General features: G+C 75.2%; 12 protein-coding genes. 7 read left to right on the top strand and 5 right to left on the bottom strand.

Annotation, left to right across the window (positions count from 1 at the left end; all coding sequences use genetic code 11):
• Positions 1 to 19: 19 nt before the first annotated feature.
• Positions 20 to 433, top strand: coding sequence for a cobalamin B12-binding domain-containing protein (locus ACEZDE_RS10565; RefSeq protein ID WP_380534880.1), 414 nt, complete (start codon positions 20 to 22; stop codon positions 431 to 433).
• Here ACEZDE_RS10565 and ACEZDE_RS10560 read toward each other — a convergent pair.
• Together ACEZDE_RS10560 and ACEZDE_RS10555 are read right to left on the bottom strand one after the other, a co-directional pair.
• On the bottom strand, positions 430 to 2,016 hold the full coding sequence (locus tag ACEZDE_RS10560; RefSeq protein WP_380534878.1) for a DUF5691 domain-containing protein: 1,587 nt from the start codon (positions 2,014 to 2,016) through the stop codon (positions 430 to 432). The two genes, ACEZDE_RS10565 and ACEZDE_RS10560, sit on opposite strands and share 4 nt — an antisense overlap.
• Positions 2,013 to 3,398, bottom strand: coding sequence for an SWIM zinc finger family protein (locus ACEZDE_RS10555; RefSeq protein ID WP_380534876.1), 1,386 nt, complete (start codon positions 3,396 to 3,398; stop codon positions 2,013 to 2,015). Before ACEZDE_RS10555 ends, ACEZDE_RS10560 begins: the two co-directional genes overlap by 4 nt.
• 137 nt (positions 3,399 to 3,535) lie before the next feature.
• Between ACEZDE_RS10555 and ACEZDE_RS10550 the strand changes: the two genes are divergently transcribed.
• From ACEZDE_RS10550 to ACEZDE_RS10540, 3 genes are all read left to right on the top strand, one after another.
• Positions 3,536 to 4,630 (top strand): ATP-binding protein, encoded by a 1,095-nt coding sequence (locus ACEZDE_RS10550; RefSeq protein ID WP_380534874.1) that lies wholly within the window; start codon positions 3,536 to 3,538, stop codon positions 4,628 to 4,630.
• Between the two features lie 31 nt (positions 4,631 to 4,661).
• Positions 4,662 to 7,070, top strand: a complete 2,409-nt coding sequence (locus ACEZDE_RS10545; RefSeq protein ID WP_380534872.1) for a DUF5682 family protein — start codon at positions 4,662 to 4,664, stop codon at positions 7,068 to 7,070.
• Between the two features lie 104 nt (positions 7,071 to 7,174).
• On the top strand, positions 7,175 to 8,302 hold the full coding sequence (locus ACEZDE_RS10540; RefSeq protein ID WP_380535137.1) for a VWA domain-containing protein: 1,128 nt from the start codon (positions 7,175 to 7,177) through the stop codon (positions 8,300 to 8,302).
• A 40-nt stretch (positions 8,303 to 8,342) separates the two neighbouring features.
• On the opposite strand, the gene ACEZDE_RS10535 is transcribed toward ACEZDE_RS10540, so the two are convergent.
• Positions 8,343 to 8,852: an ATP-binding protein gene (locus ACEZDE_RS10535; RefSeq protein ID WP_380534870.1), complete on the bottom strand. Its 510-nt coding sequence runs from the start codon at positions 8,850 to 8,852 to the stop codon at positions 8,343 to 8,345.
• A gap of 452 nt (positions 8,853 to 9,304) precedes the next feature.
• On the opposite strand from ACEZDE_RS10535, the gene sucC reads away from it, so the two are divergent.
• Together sucC and sucD are read left to right on the top strand one after the other, a co-directional pair.
• Positions 9,305 to 10,477, top strand: coding sequence for an ADP-forming succinate--CoA ligase subunit beta (gene sucC / locus ACEZDE_RS10530; protein ID WP_380534868.1), 1,173 nt, complete (start codon positions 9,305 to 9,307; stop codon positions 10,475 to 10,477).
• Positions 10,478 to 10,497: 20 nt separating this feature from the next.
• Positions 10,498 to 11,382 carry a succinate--CoA ligase subunit alpha gene (gene sucD, locus ACEZDE_RS10525; RefSeq protein ID WP_380534866.1) on the top strand — a complete coding sequence of 295 codons (885 nt, stop codon included), beginning with the start codon at positions 10,498 to 10,500 and terminating at the stop codon, positions 11,380 to 11,382.
• 63 nt (positions 11,383 to 11,445) lie between these two features.
• Here sucD and ACEZDE_RS10520 read toward each other — a convergent pair whose 3' ends face one another.
• Complete coding sequence (locus tag ACEZDE_RS10520) at positions 11,446 to 12,705, bottom strand: sigma factor-like helix-turn-helix DNA-binding protein (RefSeq protein ID WP_380534864.1); 1,260 nt, start codon at positions 12,703 to 12,705, stop codon at positions 11,446 to 11,448.
• Positions 12,706 to 12,783: 78 nt separating this feature from the next.
• Here ACEZDE_RS10520 and ACEZDE_RS10515 point away from each other — a divergent pair, with 78 nt between their 5' ends.
• Entirely contained in the window at positions 12,784 to 14,475 is a 1,692-nt protein-coding gene (locus ACEZDE_RS10515) for a cell division protein PerM (RefSeq protein WP_380534862.1), read from the top strand.
• Here ACEZDE_RS10515 and ACEZDE_RS10510 read toward each other — a convergent pair.
• Entirely contained in the window at positions 14,450 to 15,289 is an 840-nt protein-coding gene (locus ACEZDE_RS10510) for a hypothetical protein (RefSeq protein ID WP_380534860.1), read from the bottom strand. The two genes, ACEZDE_RS10515 and ACEZDE_RS10510, sit on opposite strands and share 26 nt — an antisense overlap.
• Between the last annotated feature and the right edge of the window lie 119 nt (positions 15,290 to 15,408).

Raw genomic sequence — 15,408 nt, 5'->3', positions numbered from 1 at the left:
CATCCATGAGGAGGCAGTGATGGGCGTGTCCGGACCTATCCGTGTGGTCGTGGCCAAACCGGGCCTGGACGGCCATGACCGGGGCGCGAAAGTGATCGCCCGCGCCCTGCGCGACGCCGGGATGGAGGTCGTCTACACCGGCCTGCACCAGACGCCGGAGCAGATCGTCGACACCGCGATCCAGGAGGACGCCGACGGCATCGGCCTGTCCATCCTGTCCGGCGCGCACATGACGCTCTGCGGCAAGGTGGTGCAGCTGCTCAAGAAGCGTGACGCCGCCGACATCACGGTCTTCTGCGGCGGGATCATCCCGGACGACGACATCCCGCTGCTGAGCGCCATGGGCATCGAGGGCGTCTTCACCCCGGGCGCCTCCACCCGCGACATCGTCAGCTGGGTGGAGACCCACCTCCGCGACACCGCCACCGCCTAGCCCTCCGCCTGCCCGCCCGGCGCCAGCTCGGCGAGCATGGCGGCGCGCAGCCGCAGCGTCGCGGCGAGGCGGTTGAACACCTCGGCCCAGGCGGAGCCGGTCCGCTCGGCCAGCGCGTCCAGGGCCTCGGCCGCCTCCGGGGCGAGCGCCCGCTCGGCGACGCCGAGCACCCCGCTGTGGCTCCACGGGTAGCCCCCGCCCTCGGCGACCCGGGCCAGCGCCCGCAGCACCGCGTCACCCAGCGGCTCGGGCCACGGCGCCGGGCAGGCGACCAGGAGCTGGAACGCCTCGCCCAGGCCGTGCGGGTCCTGGCCGTGCCGGTCCAGGTAGCCGGCGGTCCAGTGGGCCCGTTCGGCCGGGGCCAGCACCCCGAGCAGCTTGGCCGACCCGCCCGCGGCCCGTCCGGCCGCGGGGTCGTGGGCGAGCAGCGCGCGGGCCCAGCCGGCGTCGTTCTGCCGGACCGCGGCGCGGGACCAGGCGTCCCGCAACTCCGCTGCCCAGGTGTCCGAGACCGGCAGCGCCAGCACCTGTTCCGGCGGGCCGAACTCCCGCTGCCAGGTCACCAGCGGGGTGGCCGCCACCACCTCGCCGAGCCAGAACGCCCGGTCGGCGCGGCCGGTGGGGGAGCTGCCGGGGATCCCGTCCCGCAGCATCGCGGCGTCGCAGGCGGTCGGCGGACGCACCGTCAGCCGCGGCCCCTCGGCGGTCGCGGCCAGCCGGACGGCCTGCCGGGCGCGTTCGGCCATCCGCAGCGCCAGCGCCGACTCCGGCAGGGTGGAGAGCAGCTCCGCCGCGGTGGTCCTGACGTTCTTGGAGCGGTCGCTGAGCACCGACTCCAGGAAGGGCTCGTCCGCCGCGGAGAGCCGCTCCTGCAGGGCGTCCAGGAACAGCAGCCGGTCCTCGGCCCGCTCCTGGGCCCAGCAGGACCGCAGCAGCTCCCGGGCGGCGGCCGGGTCGCGACGGCGCAGCCGGGTGAGGTGGGTCACCCGCTCGGCGAACAGGCCCTCCTGCCACAGCCGTTCGTCCGGGAGGTCGGCGGCGCCGGGCAGCGGGGTGCGCAGCACGTAGCGCCAGTCCGGGTTGCGCTCGGCCAGCCAGCGGCCCAGCGGCCCGGCCAGCGCCACCGCGTCGGTGCGCAGTTCGCTGCGCGCGCGGGCGGCGTCCAGCAGTGGCGGGACCTGCGCGGCGGGCGCGCGGTAGCCGTGCCCGGCGGCGGCGGTGAGGTACTGCGGCAGCAGTTCGCTGATGTTGGCGAGGCTGCCCGAGCCGCCGGACGGGGCGTCAGGCCCCGGCAGCAGCATGCCGAACCGGCGGGCGGCCGGCTCCGGCAGTGGCGGGCGCGGGTCCTCCGGCGCCTCGGCGTCGCCGGGGAAGGACGCCGCCGAGGGCGGCCCGGGGCGCAGCCCGGCCCGGCGGCGCACCGTCTGCAGCGCGGCCCGGTCGAGCAGCTGCGGGGCGTCGCCGAACGGTCGGCGGTCGGTGCCCAGCAGCGCGGCGGTGACCAGCTCCGGCCAGTCGGCGTCGGTGGTTCGAGGGGCAGTGGGTCGGTCGGTGGGTTCATCGGTGGTTTGCGGGGCGGTCATCCGGTCACTCCCAGCGTGCGGATCGACGGGCCGTCCGGGTACCAGGCGGTGACCGGGCTGAAGCCCCGGTGGCCGCACTCGCCGAACAGGGTGAGCGGACGGCCGCCGGAGACCGCGGCGAGCCGCCACAGCGCGGCGTCCGGGGCGCCGCGCCGGTCGACGGGTATCGCGGCGGGGGACGGGCCCGAGCGGTCCACCAGCTCCCAGCCGAGCGCGGTCGGCACCGGCACCACCCGGCGCAGCAGCACCGGCCAGGACTCCAGCCAGGGGTCGTCCCCCAGCGCCCGCCCGTAGGCGTCCAGCGCGGCATCCAGGCTGACCCCCTCCGGCACGGCCTGCCCCGGGGGCGGTGGGACCGGGGCGCCGAAGCGGGGGCCGAGCGCCGCACGCAGCGGGCGGGCGCCGGGGTGGAAGGCCAGCTCGGCGTCCAGCAGCAGGCCGGTGGGCAGGGCTGGCTCCGGGCCGACGCCGGGGCGGCCGAAGGACAGCAGCAGGGCGTCCCGGCCGGTCGTGCCGCCGCGCAGCCAGATCCGCCGGGTGGTCACCCGCTCGTCGGTGCTGTCGCGGGAGCCGAGCACCAGCCAGCGGTCCCGCAGGTGCGGGCCGCGGAGCACCTCGGCGGCGTCCAGGGTGAAGCCGATCCGGGCCCGCACCGTGGCGGCCAGCGGCTCGGGCAGGGTGTCCACCCGCCGGTAGCCGTCGGCGAGCAGGTGGCACAGGCCGTACTCCTCCAGCAGCCGGGACGGCCAGCCGGGACCGGAGGACGGCACCGCGCCCAACTCCCGGGCGCGGGCCGCCAGGCCGGGGGCCTGGGCGTCGACCATCCGGGCCGCGACGTCGCTCCAGCCCGCGTAGCCCTGGTTCGGGGCGTCGGCGAGACCGGCCCTGAGCTGGTCCGCGAGCCGTGACCCCAGCTCGGCGGCGCCGGCCGCGACCCGCGCCGCCCGGCGCTCCCGGCGGCGCTCGGCGGCGAGGAGTGACGCCCCGTCGGGGCCGGCGGCGTCGGCGGGCTCGGCGGAGCGGGCGGCCCGGCGCTCGTCCCGCTCCCGGCGGCCGGTGAGCCAGTCGGCCGCCCAGGACGGGGCCGTGCCCGGCTCACCGGCCCCGGCCGACCAGCGCAGCAGCAGCGCCAGCGCGTGCTTGCAGGGGAACTTACGGCTCGGGCAACTGCACTGGTAGGCGGGCCCGGTGAGGTCGACCACGGTGCGGTACGGGGTGCTTCCGCTGCCCTTGCACTCGCCCCACACGGCGGCGCTCGCGGACGCGGTGTCGCAGCCCAGGCCGGACCAGGGCGCGGGCGCGGCGAGTTTCGACGCCGCCTTGCGCGAGGGCGCGTCGGGGGCGAGGGAGAGCACGTGCTCGGGTGTCCAGCGATCCTCCATGGAACGACCGTAGACGCCGCCACTGACAATCGGTCAGTAGTGACAGAACCGCAGGTGGGGACGCCTCCTGTCGGATTGTCAGTGGCAGCGTGCAGAGTGGTGGACAACCCCGGAGACGCCCTTTGAGGAGAGCCTTCATGCCCGCAGCCCCGGAAGTCCTTCGTCCGCACGCCGAGACCGCCTACGCCGACGAGCTGGCCGCCCTGGCGGCGGCCGACGACCGGCCGCGCCCGGCGCGCTGGCGGCTGTCGCCCTGGGCCGTCGCCACCTACCTGCTCGGCGGGACGCTGCCGGACGGCACGGTGGTCTCACCCAAGTACGTCGGCCCGCGGCGCATCGTCGAGGTCGCGGTGACCACCCTGGCCACCGACCGGGCGCTGCTGCTGCTCGGCGTCCCCGGCACCGCCAAGACGTGGGTGTCCGAGCACCTCGCCGCCGCGGTCAGCGGCGACTCCACGCTGCTGGTCCAGGGCACGGCCGGGACGCCCGAAGAGGCGATCCGCTACGGCTGGAACTACGCCCGGCTGCTCGCCGAGGGCCCCAGCCGGGGCGCGCTGGTGCCCAGCCCGGTGATGCGGGCCATGGCCGAGGGCGGCACCGCCCGGGTGGAGGAGCTGACCCGGATACCGGCCGACGTCCAGGACAGCCTGATCACCATCCTCTCCGAGAAGACCCTGCCGATCCCGGAGCTGGGGGAGGAGGTCCAGGCCGTCCGCGGCTTCAACCTGATCGCCACCGCCAACGACCGCGACCGGGGCGTCAACGAGCTGTCCAGTGCGCTGCGGCGGCGCTTCAACACGGTGGTGCTGCCGCTGCCCGCCTCGCTGGAGGAGGAGGTGGACATCGTCGCCCGCCGGGTCGGCGAGCTGGGCCGCTCGCTGGAGCTGCCCGCCGTGCCCAGCGGCTCGGCCGAGATCCGACGGGTCGTCACCGTCTTCCGCGAGCTGCGGGACGGGGTGACCGCCGACGGCCGGACCAAGGTCAAGTCGCCCTCCGGCAGCCTGTCCACCGCCGAGGCGATCTCCGTGGTCACCAGCGGGCTCGCGCTGGCCGCGCACTTCGGCGACGGGGTGCTGCGCCCGGCCGACATCGCCTCCGGGCTGCTCGGCGCGGTGGTCCGGGATCCGGCCGCGGACCGGCTGGTGTGGCAGGAGTACCTGGAGGGCGTGGTGCGCGAGCGCGACGACTGGAAGGACTTCTACCGCGGCTGCCGCGACGCCACGGCCCGCTGATCGCCGTCACCGAGCAAGGGGAGGGGGAGGGGTGAGCGAACGTCAGACCGAGGGCCGGGCCCCGGGGGTGGCGCTGCTGGGGGTGCGGCACCACGGGCCGGGCTCGGCCCGTGCAGTGGCCGCCGCGCTGGAGCAGTACCGGCCCGACATTGTGCTGATCGAGGGCCCGGCCGAGGCGGACCCGCTGCTGGCGCTGGCCGCGCACCGGGACATGGCGCCGCCGGTCGCGCTGCTGGCCCATGTGGTGGACGATCCGGCGCAGGCCGCGTTCTGGCCGTTCGCGGCGTTCTCGCCGGAGTGGGTGGCGCTGCGGCACGCGCTGGAGCACGAGGTGCCGGCCCGCTTCATCGACCTCCCGGCCACACACACCTTCGCGCTGGCCGAACAGGCCGTCGCCCACCCGGAACCGCCGGAGCAGCCCGCCGCCGCCCCACTCGACCCGATCGCCGAACTGGCCCGGCTGGCCGGCCACAGCGACCCGGAGCAGTGGTGGGACGACGCGGTGGAGCACCGGCTGCCGGACGGGCGCGGCGACGCGCTGGCGCCGTTCCGGACCATCGCCGAGGCGATGGCCGAGCTGCGGCCGGGGGGCGAGGCGACGGGCGAGGCGACGGAGCGGCGCTCGGACCTGCTGCGCGAGGCGTACATGCGCCGGCAGCTGCGTGCCGCGGTCAGGGCCGGGCACCGGCGGGTCGCCGTGGTCTGCGGCGCCTGGCACGTCCCGGCGCTGGCCGCGAAGGTGCCGGTGGGCACGGACAACGCCCGGCTGAAGGGACTGCCCAAGGCCAGGGTCGAGCTGACCTGGGTGCCGTGGACCCACCGCCGACTGTCCCAGTCCACCGGCTACGGCGCGGGCATCGCCTCGCCCGGCTGGTACGAGCACCTGTTCACGTCGCCGGACCGGACCGTGGTCCGTTGGATGACCAGGGTCGCCGCGTTCCTGCGCGAGGAGGACCACCCGGTCTCCTCGGCGCATGTGATCGAGGCGGTCCGGCTGGCCGAGACCCTGGCCGCGATGCGCGGCCGTCCGCTGCCCGGCCTGGCCGAGACCACCGACGCGGTGCGGGCGGTGATGTGCGAGGGCTCGGACGTCCCGCTGGCGCTGGTCCAGGACCGGCTGGTGGTCGGCGACCGGCTCGGCGAGGTCCCGGACGAGGCCCCGGCGGTGCCGCTGCAACGGGATCTGACCCGGCTTCAGCGCGGGCTGCGGCTGAAGCCCGAGCCGGACGAGCGCGACCTCGACCTGGACCTGCGCAAGGACACCGACGCGGCGCGCAGCCGACTGCTGCACCGGCTGGCCCTGCTCGACATCCCCTGGGGCCGGGCCGGCGCCTCCCGCTCCGGCAGCACCGGCACCTTCCGGGAGAGCTGGCGGCTGCGCTGGGAGCCGGAACTCGCGGTCGCCGTCGCCGAGGCCGGGATCTGGGGCACCACCGTCGGCTCCGCCGCCACCGCGCGGGCCCGGGACCGGGCCGCCCACGCGGGCACGCTGGCCGAGGTCACCGGGCTGGCCGAGGTCTGCCTGCTCGCGGACCTGCCGGAGGCGCTGCCGACCGTCCTCAAGGCGCTGGCCGACCGGGCGGCGCTGGACGCGGACGTGGCGCACCTGGCCGAGGCACTGCCCGCGCTGGTCCGGACGCTCCGCTACGGGGACGTCCGCGGCACCGACGCCACGGCGCTGCGGGGCCTGGCCGAGGGCCTTGCGGTGCGGATCTGCATCGGGCTGCCCCCGGCCTGCGGCAGCCTGGACGCCGAGGGCGCGGGCGCGATGGCCGCGCACCTGGGCGCCACCCACGCCGCGGTGGCGCTGCTCTGCGCCGACGGGAGCCCCGACCGGCCCGAACCCGAGCGGAGCGCCCTGCGGGAGCGGTGGACCGCGACCCTGCGGGTGCTGGCCGGGCGGGACACGGTCCCGGGCCTGCTGCGCGGACGCGCCGTGCGGCTGCTGCTGGACGACGGGCAGTGGGACGCCGGTGAAGCCGCCCGGCAGATGGGGCTCGCGCTCTCGCTCGCGACGCCCCCGGCCGACGCGGCCGGGTGGATCGAGGGCTTCCTGGCCGGGGGCGGCATGCTGCTGGTCCACGACACCCAGCTGCTCGGCCTGGTCGACGACTGGATCAGCGGGGTGCCCGAGCAGGCCTTCCCCGATGTGCTGCCGCTGCTGCGGCGCACCTTCGCCGGCTTCGAGGCGGGGGTGCGGCGCACCATCGGCGAGCGGGTCCGCGGTGGCGCCGGCGGCGGTGCGGCCGGGGGCGGTGCCCGGACGTCCGACCGCCCTGGCTTCGCCGCGGAGCCCGACCGGGCACGGGCCGAGGCCGCCGCCGCGACCGCGGCCCTGCTGCTCGGGCTCGCCCCTCACCCCGGACCGGCGGATCACCCCGGCCTCGCCCCTCACCCCGGACTGACGGATCACCCCGGACTGACGGAGGTTCAGCGATGACACCCGTACCCGCGCCAGGCTCCGCGTCCGCGCAGGGCCCCGCGTCCGCGCAGGACCCGGCGTCCGCGCAGGACCCCGCCGAGGCCCGGCTTCGGCGGTGGCGGATGGTGCTCGGCGGCGAGGCCGACGGCACCGGCTGCAAGCTCTCCGGGCGCGACGCGGCGATGGACCGCGCCCTCTCCGCCCTCTACCGGGGCGACAACGGCGGTTCGGTCGACCGCGGCAGCCCGCGCCGGGCCGGTCTCGGCGGCTCCGCGCCGCAGGTCGCCCGCTGGCTCGGCGACATCCGCGAGTACTTCCCGACCAGCGTGGTCCAGCTGATGCAGCAGGACGCCATCGAACGGCTCGGCCTGGCCCAGCTGCTGATGGAGCCGGAGATGCTGGAGGCGGTCGAGCCGGACGTGCACCTGGTCGGCACGCTGATCTCGCTGGGCCGGGCGCTGCCGGAGACCACCAGGGAGACCGCCCGCGCGGTGGTCCGCAAGGTCGTCACCGACCTGGAGCGGAGGATCGCCACCCGTACCCGCTCGGTCCTCGGCGGCGCGCTGGACCGCAGCGCCCGGGTCAACCGCCCCCGGCACCGCGACATCGACTGGAACCGCACCGTCCGGGCGAATCTCAAGAACTACCTCGAACCGACCGGCGAGCGCACCCACGGCAGCGTCGTCCCGGAACGGCTGATCGGCTGTGCGCGGGCGCAGAACGCGGTGAAGAAGGAGGTCATCCTGTGCATCGACCAGTCCGGGTCGATGGCCGCCTCGGTGGTGCACTCCTCGGTCTTCGGCGCGGTGCTGGCGTCGATGCACTCGCTGAGCACCCGTCTGGTGGTGTTCGACACCTCGGTGGTGGACCTCACCGAACAGCTGACCGACCCGGTCGACGTGCTGTTCGGGGTCCAGCTCGGCGGCGGCACCGACATCAACCGCGCCCTGGCCTACTGCCAGTCCCGGATCACCCGTCCGGCCGACACCATCGTGGTGCTGATCAGCGACCTCTACGAGGGCGGCATACGCGACGAGATGCTCAAGCGGGTGGCCGCGATGAAGGCGTCCGGGGTGCAGTTCATCGCGCTGCTGGCGCTCTCCGACGACGGAGCCCCGGCCTACGACCGCTCGCATGCCGCGGCGCTGGCCGCGCTCGGCGCCCCGGCCTTCGCCTGCACGCCGGACCTCTTCCCCGACGTGATGGCCGCCGCCATCCAGAAGCTCCCGCTGCCGGTGCCCGAGACCTGAGCGGACCTGACCCGCCGCCCTGACCCGTCCTGACCCGCCCTCAGTACGGCGTGCCGGGGAGCCTCAGCGCGGCCCAGACCGTCTTGCCGTCGGCGCCGGGCCGCGGCACCGCGCCCCACGCGGTGGCGAAGGCGTCGATCAGCTGGATGCCGCGGCCGTGCTCGTCCTCGTCGCCGACCCGCACCGGGGTCGGCAGGTCGGAGCGGTCCTCGTCGTCCACCTCCAGGAACAGCACGCCGCGCGCGCTCCACAGCCGGCAGTGCACCCGGCTGCTGCTGGTGTGGGTGACCGCGTTGCAGACCAGCTCGGACATGCACAGCTCGGCGTCGGCGAGGGTGTCGCCGGGGAGCCGCCACATCGCCGCGGTGATCCGGACGAAGCGCCGGGCGGTCGCGACCGACTCGGGGGCGCCGGGGAAGGTCGCCGCGGCCTGGCGGTCCATGGCCCAGGTGCTGCGGGCGTCACCGAACTCCGCGTGGTCCGGCTGGGCCGGACGGACCGGCTCGGCGGCCGGGGGCGGGGTCTGAACGCGATGGCGTGCGCTGTGCATCGAGCATCCGCTTCTTGGAGCAGTCGTGCGAAGCAGGGTCTCCACCGGTCCGCGCGCGACGTCGCTACGGTCTGTGCGTGCACCGTTACCAGGATGACATTCCCGGAAGGAAGGGCCAATTGCAACGCGCTTGGGTGGAATCACCCCGCCGGGGCGTATCTTCCGGGAGCATGGACAGATTGTGCGCCCCCTGTCAGTCACCGCGGGTGACCGCGACGGGCGTGCGGGACGTTCCGTGCGCCCGTTGTGATGGTTATCACCGGGCCCAGCCCGGCTCACGGTGAAAGCCGCACGTCGTCCGGGGATAACCTGCGAGACGGACATGCCTGCCCGTCTGACGCCAGGCCGCGGCCACCGCGGCGACCTCTCGGGCGGCACGCTGGGAAGATAGGGGTGGCCGGCCCTTCTGTGACCGACCACTTCCGAAGTCGCGATCACAAGGACGGACGCGCGTGGACCTGTTCGAATACCAGGCGAGGGACATCTTCGCCAAGCACGGTGTACCGGTGCTGGGCGGTGCAGTCATCGAAAGCGCTGAAGAGGCGCGGGCGATCGCTGAGGAATGGGGCGGCCGGGCGGTCGTCAAGGCACAGGTCAAGGTCGGTGGCCGCGGCAAGGCCGGCGGCGTGAAGCTGGCCTCCGACCCGGACGACGCCGTGGCCAAGGCCGGGCAGATCCTGGGCATGGACATCAAGGGCCACACGGTCCACAAGGTGATGCTCGCCCAGACGGCCGACATCAAGGACGAGTACTACGTCTCGTTCCTGCTCGACCGGACCAACCGCACCTTCCTGGCCATGGCCTCGGTCGAGGGCGGCGTGGAGATCGAGGTCGTCGCGGTCGAGAAGCCCGAGGCGCTCGCCAAGATCGCGGTGGACGCGAACGAGGGCGTCACCGACGCCAAGGCCCGCGAGATCGTCGAAGCCGCGAAGTTCCCGGCCGACGTCGCGGACCAGATCGCCGAGGTGCTGAAGGGCCTGTGGAAGGTCTTCATCGTCGAGGACGCGCTGCTGGTCGAGGTCAACCCGCTGGTCAAGACCGGTGACGGCAAGATCGTCGCGCTCGACGGCAAGGTCTCCCTGGACGAGAACGCCGACTTCCGCCAGCCCGAGCACGAGGCGCTGGAGGACAAGGCCGCGGCGAACCCGCTGGAGGCCGCGGCCAAGGCCAAGAACCTCAACTACGTCAAGCTCGACGGCGAGGTCGGCATCATCGGCAACGGCGCGGGCCTCGTGATGAGCACCCTCGACGTGGTCGCCTACGCCGGTGAGAAGCACGGCAACGTGAAGCCCGCCAACTTCCTCGACATCGGCGGCGGCGCGTCCGCCGAGGTGATGGCGAACGGCCTGGGCATCATCCTCGGCGACCCGGACGTCAAGTCCGTGTTCGTCAACGTCTTCGGCGGGATCACCGCCTGCGACGAGGTCGCCAACGGCATCGTCCAGGCGCTGGCGCTGCTGGAGGCCAGCGGCGAGGCCGTCACCAAGCCGCTGGTCGTCCGGCTGGACGGCAACAACGCGGAGCTGGGTCGCAAGATCCTGTCTGACGCCAACCACCCGCTGGTGCAGCGCGTGGACACCATGGACGACGCGGCCGACAAGGCCGCCGAGCTGGCTGCGAAGTAAGGGACGAGGACTCCACAACCATGGCTATCTTCCTCACCAAGGAAAGCAAGGTCATCGTCCAGGGGATGACCGGCGCCACCGGCATGAAGCACACCCGGCTGATGCTGGCTGACGGCACCAACATCGTCGGCGGCGTCAACCCGCGCAAGGCCGGCACCAGCGTCGACTTCGACGGCACCGAGGTCCCCGTGTTCGGCTCGGTGGCCGAGGCCATCGAGAAGACCGGCGCCGACGTCTCGGTCATCTTCGTGCCGCCGGCCTTCGCCAAGGCCGCGGTGGTCGAGGCGATCGACGCCGAGATCCCGCTCGCCGTGGTGATCACCGAGGGCATCGCGGTGCACGACTCCGCGTCCTTCTGGGCCTACGCGGGCGAGAAGGGGAACAAGACCCGGATCATCGGCCCGAACTGCCCCGGCCTGATCACCCCCGGCCAGTCCAACGCCGGCATCATCCCGGGCGACATCACCAAGCCCGGCCGGATCGGCCTGGTGTCCAAGTCGGGCACGCTGACCTACCAGATGATGTACGAACTGCGCGACATCGGCTTCTCGTCCGCCGTCGGCATCGGTGGCGACCCGGTCATCGGCACCACCCACATCGACGCCCTCCAGGCGTTCCAGGACGACCCCGACACCGACCTGATCGTGATGATCGGCGAGATCGGCGGCGACGCGGAGGAGCGGGCGGCGGCGTACATCGCCGAGCACATCACCAAGCCGGTCGTCGGCTACGTGGCGGGCTTCACCGCGCCCGAGGGCAAGACCATGGGCCACGCCGGCGCGATCGTGTCGGGTTCCTCCGGCACCGCGCAGGCGAAGAAGGAGGCCCTGGAGGCCGCCGGGGTCAAGGTCGGCAAGACGCCGTCCGAGACGGCGCGGCTCGCGCGTGAGCTGATCGGCAAGTAGGCGTTCGCCTGGCTGTCGTAGCTGAGGGGGTCACCCGGCACTGTGCCGGGTGACCCCCTCGTTTCAGTGGCAGGGGTGGCCGAGGAGGGCGACGCAGAAGTCGGTTGCCCGGTGCGGGGCGGCGGGCTTCGCTGCGGGGCGGACCTGGCGGTCCGTGAGCAACGACGACAGCGGGGGCGCCGCGGGAGGCGACGGTACGGTCGTCGGGCCGTGCCCCGCGACGGGGGCGGGGGCGGGGGCGGGCCTGTCCGGCCCACGAAGCGCCGCCGGAAGCCCCTCCGCGTCCGCATCGGTGGACGTGGCCTGTCCCTGACCCGCAGGCTGGGCCTTCTTAGTCGCGACCTGTGTCTCCGTCTGCCCCTGTGCCTGCGCCTGCCCCTTCTTGCCGCCCGCGGCAGCGCTTCCCGCAGCGGCGCCCGTACCCGGGCTTTTGCCCGCCGCGCCACCCGCTCCCGCGCCACCGTGAACGGCCCCCGCGCTACCACCCCGGGCTGCTGCCCCCGCGCCACCGCTGGCTGTGCCCGTGTCTGCCGCGCTTCCCGCTCCCGCGTCACCGCCGCCCCCCGCGCCTGCGCCCGCGGTTCCTGCGTGGGTGTAGGTGATGAAGGGCGGGGTTGCCGGGTGCCAGGGGGTGCCGAGGATCAGGCCTGCGGCGACGCCGCCGAGGACGCCGACGGTGGCGATGCCGGACGCGGTGTTCAACCCCTGCTCGCGCAGCCGCGCCAAGCGGCGTACCCGGTCCGGTGGCAGGGCCTCCCCCTGGTCCGGGCAGCCGCGTGCTGCGAGCCCCCGCAGCAGCGGGCCCAAGCGGCGGCCGAACCCGGCCTTCCGCGCGTCGGGGCCGGTCACCTCCGGCACCTGACGGGCCAGCGCCAGCCGACCCCTGACCACCCTGCCGTACGCGGCCGGCGTGCTGGACTCGACCTCCAGCGCGGTCTGCTCCCAGGTCAGGCCGAGGGCGTCGTGCAGCACCACCGCCTGCCGCTGGGCCCGCGGCAGCCGCTGCAGCGCCGCCAGGAACTGCTGGTCGCGCCCGCTCAGCCCGCCGTCGTGGTCGGTGCCACGGCGCAGCCGCGCCGCGTGCCACGGGGACAGCGCCAGGTCGAACGCGGCAGCCCGGACCCAGCCCTCGGGGGAGACGTCGGCCGCGACCTCGTCCCAGTGGTTCCAGGCGAGTTCGAAGGCCCGGCGGACGCAGTGCTCGGCGCGCTGCCGGTGCCCGGTGAGCAGGAAGGCCTGCTGGGTGAGGCGCGCGCGGGAGTCCTGGTAGAGGGACTCGTACGCGACGGGGGCAGCCGTCTCCTCCGACACGATAAGTGACATATACGAATTGTTTCCTCGAAAGGGGACAACTGCCATGTCGGTGGGCACAACGGGTGGTGCCCCGGCGCATGGTGGGGCATGGCGTTCTTGATGGAGCGGTTGCGACCGGCCGTGGCCGGTCGGCCCGGTGCGGGGATTGACGTGCCGTCACTGCGCGGCGGACTGCTCGGCGGGGCGGTCGCCGCGGGGTTCGGGCTGGCGACGGTGGCGGTGCCGATACTGCTGCTGTGGATCGTCACCCCGTATGTGGTGCAGGGCCCCGGTGGGGTGGTCCATCTGGCGGCCTGCGTCTGGCTGCTCGCGCACGGGGCCGGGCTGGTCCGGTCGGCGATGCCGGGGTCGCCGGAGTACGGCGGCCCGGGGGTGCCGTTGGCGGTGACCCCGCTGCTGGTCACCGTCCTGGTGCTGGTCCCGCTGTACCGCGCGGCGGTGCGGTTGGCCGCGGCGGCGGAGGGGACGGCAGCGGGGGAGGCGGCGGCGAGGGAGGCGGTGGACGACGACGGGTGGGACGACGAGGACGGGCAGCCCCGTCCCACCGACCCGGGGCCGGGCCGGGTGCGGTCCGTGCTGCTCGGGCTGGTGGCTGGCTACCTGCTGGTCGCGGCGCTGCTGGTGGCGGTTGCGGCGACCGGTTCGACCAGCGTGGCCAGCCCGCTCGGCGCGTTCGGCTGGACCGTGCTGGCGGCCCTGCCGGTCGCCGCGCTCGGGGTGCGGCGCGGTGCCGGGCCCGGCTGCTGGGGCGCGCTCCCGGGCTCGCTGCCCGGCCCGGGACTCCTCTCCCGAATCCGAACCCGAACCCGAACCCGAACCCCCCTCCCGTCCCGCCCCGCCTGGTTGTCCGCACCGGCCTGGCTGCGGCTGCCCGCTGGGCTGTCTGCGTCGGCGGCCTGGCTGCGGCTGCCGTCCTGGTCCACCCGCTCCGCTGCCGGCCGGTCCGCTGCCGCCCGGTCGGTCGCCGGCTGGCCCGGCCGAACCCGGGCTCCCGGCGCCGGCGCCGCTCCCGGCGCCCTCGCGGTCGCCGGGCGTGGGGCGCTGGGCGGGGCTGTGGCGCTGCTCGGCGCGGGTGGGGTCGTCCTGGCCGCCGCGCTGGTCGCGCACTTCGGCGCGGCCGGGACGGTGGCCGCGCAGACCGCCCCCGACCTGGCCGGACGGCTGGCACTGCTGTTGCTGTGCGTGGCGGTGCTGCCCAACGCGGTGGTCTGGGGCACCGCCTACGCCGCGGGGCCCGGGTTCGTCCTCGGCGGCTGGCTGGCCCCGCTCGGGGGCGGCGCCGGCGCCTTCACCGCGGCGAACGCCCCGGCGTTCCCGCTGTTCGCGGCGCTGCCCGGCCCGGACCGCACGCTGCTCGGACTGCTCACCCCGGTACTGGTACTGACGGCGGGTCCGGTGGTCGCCGCGATCACCGCCCGCGCGGCCGTGGCGCACCAGGCGGGCCCGGAATCCGGCCTGCCGGGCCGGGACCGCGGCCTGCCGGACCTGGACGACCCGGACGGCTGGGACGAGCCGGGCCACCCGGACGACCTGGACCGCCGCTGGGGCCCGCTGGCCACCGCCGGGGTGGCCCTGGCCGCCGCATTGGGTGCGGGCCTGCTGGTCGGGCTGTGTGCGGCGGCGTCCGGCGGCTCGCTCGGGACCGCCGCGCTGGCCCAGGTCGGCCCCTCGCCCTGGCGCACCGGTCTGGCCGCGCTCGGCTGGACCGCCGCCCTCGGCGTCCCCGGGGCGGTGCTGCTGCGCTGGTGGTGGCTCAGGTGTCGCCGTTCAGCTGCTTGAGCCACTCCGGGGGCTTGGGGGTGACCTGGTTCGCGCACTGCTGGTAGACCGACCGGGTGAGGGCGTTCGCCTGGCAGTCGTAGTAGTTCTTGTAGTAGAGCTGCACGCCGAAGACCGCGGCGACCAGCGACAGCCCCACGATGGAGGCGACCAGCCCGCCCAGTGCCGCCGGGAGCTGCGGCTTCGTCGCATACGGCGGCGGTGGTGCGAGATAGCCGCCGTGGCCGTACCCCGGGGGCGGCGGCGGACCGGCCGGGCCGACCGTGCCCGCGGCCGGACCGGAGGCGCCCGCGGTCAGCGCCGACACCGGCGTCTTCGCGGTGCCGCGCAGCGAGCTGATCGACCAGTAGAGCGCCAGCGAGGCCAGCGCCAGGGTCACATAGGGGAGGCCGAGGATCAGGAAGAAGATCCCCCACATCCCGCTCAGCAGCGCGTAGCGGGCCCGCCGCTGCACCGGGTCGGTGGGGTCGAACCGCGGGCCCTGCGGCTGCGGGCCGTAGCCGAGCCGCGGCGGGGCGCCCTGGTAGCCGGGGCTCCACGGGTGCGGAGGCGGCACCACCGGCCGCTGCCCGCCGTTCCCGGCCGGGCCTGAGCCGGACGGGCCGGAGCCCGAGCCGCCGTCCTGCCCGCCGGAGCCGTCCTCGCCGCCGCCCCGCGGCGGGTCCTCGTTGGCCCAGCCGCGCTCGCCCGGGTGGTTCGGGTGCTGTCTGGGCTGCCGCGGCTGCCAGGGGCGGTCGGGTGCGTCCTTGGGCGGCGGGGCGAAGGGGTCGCGCGGTCCCTCGGGAGGTGTGCCGCTGTCCGATTTCTGGACCATGGTCTTCGCCGTACTCCTGCCTCTGGAACTTCCGCTGTCCCTGTGTGTTGCCCTGTGTTCCCCGGGTGGCCCCTGAGGGACACCCTCTCACCCCATACCCCGGTGCGGTGCCTCCCCAC

Source organism: Streptacidiphilus cavernicola, from assembly GCF_042510955.1.
GTDB classification, from domain to species: Bacteria; Actinomycetota; Actinomycetes; order Streptomycetales; family Streptomycetaceae; genus Streptacidiphilus; species Streptacidiphilus cavernicola.
Note: the sequence above shows the minus strand (reverse complement) of the source record. Positions and strands in the feature narration are given on the sequence as shown.